The following is an 8,252-nucleotide window of genomic DNA, read 5'->3' as shown; positions in this document are numbered from 1 at the left end:
GCCGCAACAGGGCACCGAACGGGGCGAATGGATCACCGCCGAACTCAAGCGCCGCATCAACGCGCTCGATCCGACGCGCCCGGTCACCCAGGCTTTCTATGGCGAAGACAAGGGTTATGGCGCCGGCGCCTGGCATGTCGTCGATGTCGCGGGTCTCAATTATCGCACCGACAAGATCGACGATTTCCACGCGCAATATCCGAAGCTGCCCGTGATCGGCAGCGAGACCGCGAGCACGGTCGCCACGCGCGGCGAATATCGCAACGATCCCGACCGCCACATCGTGCGCGCTTACGATACGGAATATCCGTTCTGGGCCTCCACCGCCGAGCAATGGTGGCCGATCGTCGCCGAGCGCGATTATATCGCCGGCGGCTTCATCTGGACGGGCTTCGATTATCGCGGCGAGCCCACCCCGTACCCGACCTGGCCGAGCGTCTCGAGCCAGTTCGGCGTGCTCGACCTGTGCGGCTTCCCCAAGGACAATTATTATTATTATCGTGCCTGGTGGCGGCCGTCGGCTCCGTTGGTCCATCTGCTACCCCATTGGAACTGGGAAGGAAGCGAAGGCCAGCCGATCGAGGTCTGGGCACACAGCAATTGCGATGAGGTCGAGCTGTTCGTGAACGGCGTCAGCGCGGGCCGCAAGCCGATGCCGCGCAACCGTCACGTTGCATGGACGGTGGAATATCGTCCGGGCCGGGTTGAGGCGATCGGCTATCGAAACGGCCGGCAGATCGCGAAGAGCATGCGCGAAACGGCGGGCCCTGCCCACAGCCTCCGCCTCACCGCAGACCGCGATCGCATCGCGGCCGATGGCTCCGACCTTGCAATGATCACCGTCGAAGTGGTCGATCGCCGCGGTGTGGTCGTACCGCGCGCGGACGTTCCGGTGCATTTCGAGATTGCAGGCGATGCTCGCCTTATCGGCGTTGGAAACGGCGATCCGAACAGCCGCGAAGCCGATCAGGGATCATCGCGTACGAGCTTCAATGGGATGTGTCAGGCGATCGTCCAGGCCGGCACCGCCGGAGGCAACATCCGGTTGACCGCTCGCGCGGAGACACTCTCATCCGCCGCCGTTGCGATCCTTGCGCTGCCGCCGCGCAACACCGCGTGAATTGGCGACGCAGCGCGTCTGGAGAAAGTATCGCTTGGTGACCCCTACGAGAATCGAACTCGTGTTTTCGCCGTGAGAGGGCGACGTCCTAACCGCTAGACGAAGGGGCCGTCTGCGCGAAGGCGCGCACATATGGGCGCGCACCCTATGCGTCAAGCAAAGTGTCAGGCGGCTTCGGCCTCGGCCGCTTCCTCCGCCTCGCGCTGTTCGGCCTGCTGGCGCGCCCACATTTCGGCATAGAGACCGCCGCGCGCGACCAGCCCGGCATGCGTGCCGCGTTCGGCGATGCGGCCTTTGTCCATCACGACGATCTCGTCGGCATGGATGATCGTCGACAGGCGATGCGCGACGATGATCGTGGTGCGGCGCTGGGCGAGCAGGTTGAGCGTATCCTGGATCGCGGCTTCGGTGCGGCTGTCGAGCGCGCTGGTCGCCTCGTCGAGGATCAGCAATTGCGGATCCTTGAGCAAGGTGCGCGCGATCGCGACGCGCTGCTTCTCGCCGCCCGAAAGCTTGAGCCCGCGTTCGCCGACCTTGGTGTCGTAGCCGTCGGGCAGCGACACGATGAAATCGTGGATCGCCGCGCCGCGCGCCGCATCCTCGACCTCGGCCTGGCTCGCGCCTTCGCGGCCGTAGGCGATGTTGTAGCCGATCGTGTCGTTGAACAGCACCGTGTCCTGCGGGACGATGCCGATCATACGCCGTAGCGACGCCTGATTGACCTGCCTGATGTCCTGCCCGTCGATCAGGATGCGCCCGCCGGTCACGTCGTAGAAACGGAACAAGAGCCGCGCGAGCGTCGACTTGCCCGCACCCGACGGACCCACCACCGCGAGCGTGCCGCCGACGGGCACCGCGAAATCGACCTGCTTCAATATCTGGCGCTCGGGATCGTAGGCGAAATCGACAGCCTCGAACCGCACCGCACCGCCCTGCGCGATCAGGGTAGGCGCGTCGGGCAAATCGACCACCTCCTCGGGCGTATCGACCAGCTTGAACATCGCCTCCATGTCGATCAGCCCCTGGCGGATCTCGCGATAGACCATGCCGAGGAAGTCGAGCGGGCGGAAAAGCTGGCTCAACATCGTGTTGATGAACACGACGTCGCCGGTGGTGAACTGGCCCTTGCTCCAGCCCCACACGCTATAGGCCATCGCACCCGCCATCATCGCGTTGGTGATGAAGCCCTGGCCGATATTGAGCCAGGCGAGGCTGACCTCCAGCTTGGTGGTGGTGTCGATCAGCGTCTTGACGCTCTCGCCGTAGCGGCGCTGCTCGACGCCCTCGGCGCCGAAATATTTGACCGTCTCGTAGTTGATCAGCGAATCGACCGCCTTCTGCGCTGCCTCGCCGTCGGACGCGGCCCATAAGCGGCGCAGGCCGATGCGCCATTCGGTCATCGTGCGCGTGAACAGGATGTAGAAAGCCACCATCAACGCGGTCGCGACCACCAGACCGGGACCGAATTTGGTGAAGAAGATGATGCAGACCGCGCTCAGCTCGAAGATGGTCGGCGCGATGTTGAACAGCAGGAAATAGAGCATCGTATCGATGCTCTTGGTGCCGCGCTCGACCACCTTGGAGAGCGATCCGGTGCGGCGTTCGAGGTGGAAGCGCAGCGACAGGCGATGGAGATGCGCGAACACTTCGAGCGCGAGCTTGCGCGCGGCTTCCTGGCCGACGCGTTCGAAGACGGCGTTGCGCAGATTGTCGAACAGCAGGCCGCCGAAGCGCGCGCCGGCGTAAGCGACGACCAACGCCATGGCGAGGCCGACCGCCTCATGTCCGGGACTCATCCGGTCGATCGCGCCCTTGTAGGCGAACGGCATCAGCAAGGTGATGCACTTCGATCCGATCACCAGCAGCATCGCGACCGCGACGCGGAAGCGCAAAGCCGGCCGGTCCTTCGGCCACAGATAGGGAAGGAAACGGCGGAGCGCGGCGAAGCCGTTCTCTGGATTGGGTGTGGTTTCGGCGGGCGTGGGCGGCATCGTCCTTCAAGATAGGGCGCCTTGGGGAATGCGCAAACATTGCTACCCCACCAACGTCACCCTGAACTCGTTTCAGGGTCCACCGTGCCACAGGAGCGGCGGTGCGGATGATGGGTGGATGCTGAAACAAGTTCAGCATGACGAGGAGTGTGGGGGAGCCGGAGCGCGCATGGATCGTTGGTGGGGCCAGCCCAGGAGACACTATGGAATCGCACCCCAAAGAGCCGATGATCCACGAAGACGATCTGCCCGGCAGCGAGGCGACGTTGAGCCCGCGGCCGATCTTCGAGCCGCGCTATGCGGGGTCGGGCCGGCTGCAAGACAAGGTCGCTTTGATCACGGGCGGCGACAGCGGGATCGGGCGGGCGGTGGCGGTGCTGTATGCGCGCGAGGGCGCCAATGTCGCGATCGTCTATCTGAACGAGGATGAGGATGCGGCGGAGACGAAGCATCTGGTCGAGCGCGAGGGCGGCCAATGCCTGACGATATCGGGCGATGTCGGCGACAAGGACTTTTGCTTTCGGGCGGTCGATCAGGTGATCGCCGCGTTCGGCAAGCTCGACGTGCTCGTCAACAATGCCGGCGAGCAGCACCCCGACAAGGATATCCGCGACATCACCGAGGCGCAGCTGCGCCGCACATTCCAGACCAACATCTTCGGCCAGTTCTTCATGGTCCAGGCAGCGCGCGACCACCTCAAGAAGGGCGCGGCGATCGTCAACTGCACCAGCGTGACGATGTATCAGGGCGAGCCCGAGATCGTGGACTACAGCGCGACCAAGGGCGCGATCGTGGCGTTCACGCGCTCGCTGAGCGAACAGCTCGTGGGCGAAGGCATCCGCGTCAACGGCGTCGCGCCGGGGCCGATCTGGACCCCGCTCAACCCGTCGGGCGGGGCCAGCAAGGAGAAGCTCGCGACCTTCGGCGAGAAGACGCCGATGGGCCGGCCGGGCCAGCCGAACGAGGTCGCGCCGTCCTTCCTGTTCCTGGCGTGCGCGGATTCCTCCTACATGTCGGGGCAGGTGCTGCACCCGAATGGCGGGACGATCGTGAACGGATAGATGCAAGCGGGCGACACCTCCCTGCCCCTTCGCCAAGGGAAAAAATAAAAAACACCGGAAACGAACTAAAGGACGGTGGCGAAAGCGCGATTATGAGCGACGCGCCGCGTAGAACATTTCGGGAACAAAGTCAAGACCGGGCAAGCTCGGAGAATCGCGTCGGCAAGCGGGCGAGGGCGACGCGCGCGCCGCGTCCAGTGTCCCGGCTCTGTCGGGGTCCATCCTGCCCAGGCACGGCGGTGGGGATGATGGATGGATGCTGAAACGAGTTCAGCATGACGGAGTGGGAAGATCGCCTTCGCCGCGACCGACTTTGGACGGAGAGTTCACTGCGGGAGTTAGTCGCAAAATTCTTAGGTCCGCAATCCCGGCTGTCGGAAAGACACTAACGAAACCTGCCAGCCTGCAAACCACCCAAAGTCGGTCGTTCGAGTTAGCGTGCGCTGGGCCTGAGGGCCGCCGTTCACGTCGTAACGGTTGCTCAGTTCAAGCGCGTCGCTTCCAACCTCTGAAACATCGCATCAATCTCGTCTTCCGACATCGGAGTATCGCGAGACAAAAGCTGATCCAGCGCTGGGACGAAGGCCCCCAGCACCCAAAAGGCATTGCGAAGATAGACAGCGAAGTCGTTCCCGAGGGCGGCTATCGGGAAGTCCTGAACGATCCAAAAATCGCGATCGGCCAAGGAAAATCGCAACCCGATTAGGCGGTCATGCAGACGTAGCAGTGTTTGGTATGCTGGATCTTTCAAGCCTTCGCGCCGTTCTCCAAGATACACTTTGAAGACTAGCCATCCCTCGACAATTTGAAGCGTTCCCGTGAGTTCTACGTCCTCAATCGGTAGCTGCACGAAGCTGCCTGCGACCGAACACTCGATGCCGCTTTCAGCGAGAGCAGCGGCAAGTTCCTCGTGGCTGTCGAACATGCCCATCCCCGCGCAATGTCAGGAGCGGCTTATGTCGGCAATGGCCAAAGGCACCATTTGTGCCGGAATCGATCCGAACGGCAGGTTTCGCTCGAACGCGTCCCAAAAGTCGCCAGTCCGCAAACCACCCAATCCGGCATTTAGGCGTCTTGCCCGATGACCGGCATTCGTGCGTTCGCAACCTAGCCCGGCACGACCCGCCGGCTCAGCGAGCGCGGAGGCTCATCAGGTGGGCCAGCGTCGCCTTGAAGCGGCTGAGTTCCGCGCCGGCGATCTGGGCGGCCTGGATGAACTTCACGCTCGCCGGATTGACCGCGACATTGTTGACGAACACCTCGAAATGGAGGTGCGGGCCGGTCGACAGCCCGGTCGAGCCGACATAGCCTATCAGCTGGCCGGCATGCACATGCTCGCCGACCTTGGCGATGATCCGGCTCATATGCGCGTAGCCGGTACCCATGTTGCCCGACGCGCGGATCTGGACGTAATTGCCGTGGCCGCCGTGCCAGCCGGCGAAGTTCACGACGCCGTCGGTGGCGGCGATGATCGGCGAGCCCATCGGCGCGCCGTAATCGATGCCCTTGTGCATGCGGCTATAGCCCAGCACCGGGTGGAAGCGCATGCCGAAGCTGGACGTCTGGTGGCCCTGGACCGGCATCTTCATGCTGCCGCGCGTCTCGCCGACGCCGGCCGCGTCGAAGAACTGATCCTTGCCGCCCGAATTCCATTTGAGCAGGCGCAGTTCCTTCTTGCCCTGCTGCAGCCCGGCGAACAGCAGGTTGCCGGTTTCGCTCATGCCGTCGGCGGCGCGGTGATGTTCGACGATGATGTCGAACTGATCGTTCGAATGGATGCCCTGGATCGAGACGTGCTGGCCCATCGCCCGCAGCCAGGCCTGGACCGCGGCCGAGGGCGCACCCGCGGCACGCGCCGAGGAGAGCATCGACGAGCCGACCTTGCCCTCGATCCGGAGCGGCGTGTCGTCGACCGCGATCGGCAGCGGCTTCAAATGCAGATCGTTGCCGACGCGATCGAGCGAGAGCGCGAGATCGAGCCGCGCGCGGAAGCCGAGATGATCGAGCGGGCGCGGTACCGACTTATTGGGGCGGCGGCCGAGCGTGAGATCGAGCTTGGTGCCGGGCTTGATATCGCCGAGCGCAGTCTGGTCGGCGATCATCGCCGCGACCGACTTGGCCTGATCCGCACCGACGCCGGCGCGTTGCAGCACGCGGGCGAAGCCGTCGCCGGTGCCGAGCGTCGCGGTCACCTGAATCTGCGGGCGTTCGGGCGTATCGGTGAGGCGCTCGACCAGATTGGTCGCGACCATGCGGCGGCCGGTATCCGATCCGTACGCCGACGGCGCGATCGCCTGGACGCGCATTTCCTGTTCCTGGCGTTCGCCGAGCGCGGGCGCGACCGGACCGTGCAACGGCGCTATCCCCGGGGCGAACGAGATGGCGAGCGCGCAGAGCGCGGTGCAGGTGGCGAGGCCACGCCACCATTCGCGGCTGCCGATGCGCTGGCCGAGATCGATAACCAGCTCAAGATCGGCGGCGCGTTCGATGTGACGGCGGAGCGTGTTGCGATCGAAACGGCGGCGCGCCGGCGGGGCCAGCGCGACCGTGCCGCCGCCGCCAATAAACCCGTCATTATCACGCAGATACATCAACGCCCCGTCCCAGCCCTGATAAGCCGGTCTTTCGCCGGCAGGGTAGGCGACTGTGGATAACAAACCTTAAAGTCAAACTAATCCACGGTTTACGGGCGAAAGCTGCGATGAGGTGAGTCAATTTCCGGGCGAATCGAGTCGGGCGAGGGAACGAAGTTGGAGGGCGAATGACTTGTTTTGGCCGATAGCTGTCTGACTGATTCCGGGCGCTGAGTCTGGAATGGCTGCCATTTGGAAGGGCACCGCCAACCCGCAGCTTCCGACCAATCTCCGTCGCTCACGCGAGATTGCCAACTACCTGAAAGCTGCCTTCCGTTCAGGAGGGAGGGCTGCCGAGAAGCAATGTCAGTCCAGCCGCCTAGCGGCGTTTGCGGGACCGAAGGGCCCGTCTGATCGGCTCGTCCCAAAGGTGTACTGCTGCCCATCCGATCAGGACCGCGACGAGCCAGGTGGCGATGCCCACCGCGACGATAGCGCCGCGACCCGGCGAGGCGGCCTTGATCCAGTCCGCATAGACGTAGATCAGCGCATAGTGCGTTCCATAAAGCGGATAGGAAAGCCGGCCCAACTGTTCGCAGACCGAGGTCCATACCTTGCTGGCGACCGGATGTGCGCCGGCTGCGATGATCGCCGGGAATAGCAGAATGACGATGCCGGCATCATAGAGCCCGTTCCACGACACGCCTCCCGCAGCGGTCAGGTGCGGTATGGCAAAGGCAATGAGCAAAAGGACGGACAGCGGAGCCCAGCCAAGCCGCATCGAGGCGCCAGCGCGCCGGGTACGGTACAGCAGCAAGCCGGCCAAGAAGGGATAGGCGATCCGGACCGGCGCCATATCCACGGTATGCCAGTCATAGCCCAGATGCAGCGTGTCATAGACCGCCGCCCGCCACACGAGCAGGGCGCAGCCGCAGCCACGAGCATGGCGAGTATGCGCGTAGAGAGGAAACGGAGTACGACCGCATAGGCCACGTTGGCGAGGTATTCGAGGAAGAGCGTCCAGAAGACGCCATTGTACGGGAAATAGTCGGTGCCCCTGTCCGGCAGCGTCCATGAGGGCAGGAGTAGGAGGCCGGCGACGAACGCCGTCAGCGCAGCCGCGAGCGATGGCGTGTGCGGCACGGCCGGAAAGGGATCGACGAAGTAGGAAATGGCACCCAGCACCACGCCGGCCACGATCACCGGGTGCAACCGGATTAGCCGGGTCTTGAAGAACGAAGCCACGGATTGCCGCGACCAACGATCGTCATAGGCATAGCCCATGACGTACCCCGACAGCGCGAAGAAGAAATCGACCGCCAGATAGCCGTGTCGGAGCAGGTTGGCCGACTGATCGGCCGTCACCGATTCCATGATATGAAACATGACAACGAGGAGGGCCGCGGTCCCCCGCAGACCATCGAGCACCGGATAGTGAGGTTTGCCAGCGTGAGTGGTTTGTTCGTCCATCCATCTAATCCGATCGAGGCGGCAGGGCCGCTGCGTC

The 8,252-nt window shown here is 63.9% G+C and carries 6 protein-coding genes, 1 tRNA gene and 1 pseudogene; 2 read left to right on the top strand and 6 right to left on the bottom strand.

Going from position 1 to position 8,252, the window contains the following annotated elements; genetic code table 11:
• A partial coding sequence (locus VK533_RS03355) for a DUF4982 domain-containing protein (protein ID WP_324375013.1) occupies positions 1-1,120 on the top strand: 1,120 nt, incomplete at its 5' end.
• A 35-nt stretch (positions 1,121-1,155) separates the two neighbouring features.
• Here VK533_RS03355 and VK533_RS03350 read toward each other — a convergent pair.
• Both VK533_RS03350 and VK533_RS03345 read right to left on the bottom strand, forming a co-directional pair.
• Positions 1,156-1,230: transfer RNA gene (locus VK533_RS03350), tRNA-Glu, on the bottom strand.
• Positions 1,231-1,284: 54 nt separating this feature from the next.
• Positions 1,285-3,111 (bottom strand): ABC transporter ATP-binding protein/permease, encoded by a 1,827-nt coding sequence (locus VK533_RS03345; RefSeq protein ID WP_324375011.1) that lies wholly within the window; start codon positions 3,109-3,111, stop codon positions 1,285-1,287.
• 203 nt (positions 3,112-3,314) lie between these two features.
• Here VK533_RS03345 and VK533_RS03340 point away from each other — a divergent pair, with 203 nt between their 5' ends.
• Entirely contained in the window at positions 3,315-4,172 is an 858-nt protein-coding gene (locus VK533_RS03340; RefSeq protein WP_324375009.1) for an SDR family oxidoreductase, read from the top strand.
• A 481-nt stretch (positions 4,173-4,653) separates the two neighbouring features.
• Here the strand turns inward: VK533_RS03340 and VK533_RS03335 are convergent, their stop codons facing one another.
• The 4 genes and pseudogenes from VK533_RS03335 to VK533_RS03320 form a co-directional block, all read right to left on the bottom strand.
• Positions 4,654-5,097 carry a hypothetical protein gene (locus VK533_RS03335; protein WP_324375007.1) on the bottom strand — a complete coding sequence of 148 codons (444 nt, stop codon included), beginning with the start codon at positions 5,095-5,097 and terminating at the stop codon, positions 4,654-4,656.
• 205 nt (positions 5,098-5,302) lie between these two features.
• Positions 5,303-6,763 carry a M23 family metallopeptidase gene (locus VK533_RS03330; RefSeq protein ID WP_324375005.1) on the bottom strand — a complete coding sequence of 487 codons (1,461 nt, stop codon included), beginning with the start codon at positions 6,761-6,763 and terminating at the stop codon, positions 5,303-5,305.
• Between the two features lie 361 nt (positions 6,764-7,124).
• Positions 7,125-7,601 (bottom strand): acyltransferase family protein, encoded by a 477-nt coding sequence (locus tag VK533_RS03325; protein WP_324375003.1) that lies wholly within the window; start codon positions 7,599-7,601, stop codon positions 7,125-7,127.
• Positions 7,602-7,675: 74 nt separating this feature from the next.
• A pseudogene (locus VK533_RS03320) lies at positions 7,676-8,215 on the bottom strand (acyltransferase family protein); the annotation flags it as partial.
• Positions 8,216-8,252 lie beyond the last annotated feature (37 nt).

Origin of the sequence: Sphingomonas sp. (genome assembly GCF_035317925.1) — a bacterium.
In the GTDB taxonomy this organism is placed as follows: Bacteria; Pseudomonadota; Alphaproteobacteria; order Sphingomonadales; family Sphingomonadaceae; genus Sphingomonas_I.
Note: the sequence above shows the minus strand (reverse complement) of the source record. Positions and strands in the feature narration are given on the sequence as shown.

Excerpts from the sequence above, each read along its gene's own strand:
- VK533_RS03345 (WP_324375011.1), bottom strand. The coding sequence starts at position 3,111 with ATGCCGCCCACGCCCGCCGAAACCACACCCAATCCAGAGAACGGCTTC.
- VK533_RS03340 (WP_324375009.1), top strand. The coding sequence starts at position 3,315 with ATGGAATCGCACCCCAAAGAGCCGATGATCCACGAAGACGATCTGCCC.
- VK533_RS03335 (WP_324375007.1), bottom strand. The coding sequence starts at position 5,097 with ATGTTCGACAGCCACGAGGAACTTGCCGCTGCTCTCGCTGAAAGCGGC.
- VK533_RS03330 (WP_324375005.1), bottom strand. The coding sequence starts at position 6,763 with ATGTATCTGCGTGATAATGACGGGTTTATTGGCGGCGGCGGCACGGTC.
- VK533_RS03325 (WP_324375003.1), bottom strand. The coding sequence starts at position 7,601 with ATGGCGCCGGTCCGGATCGCCTATCCCTTCTTGGCCGGCTTGCTGCTG.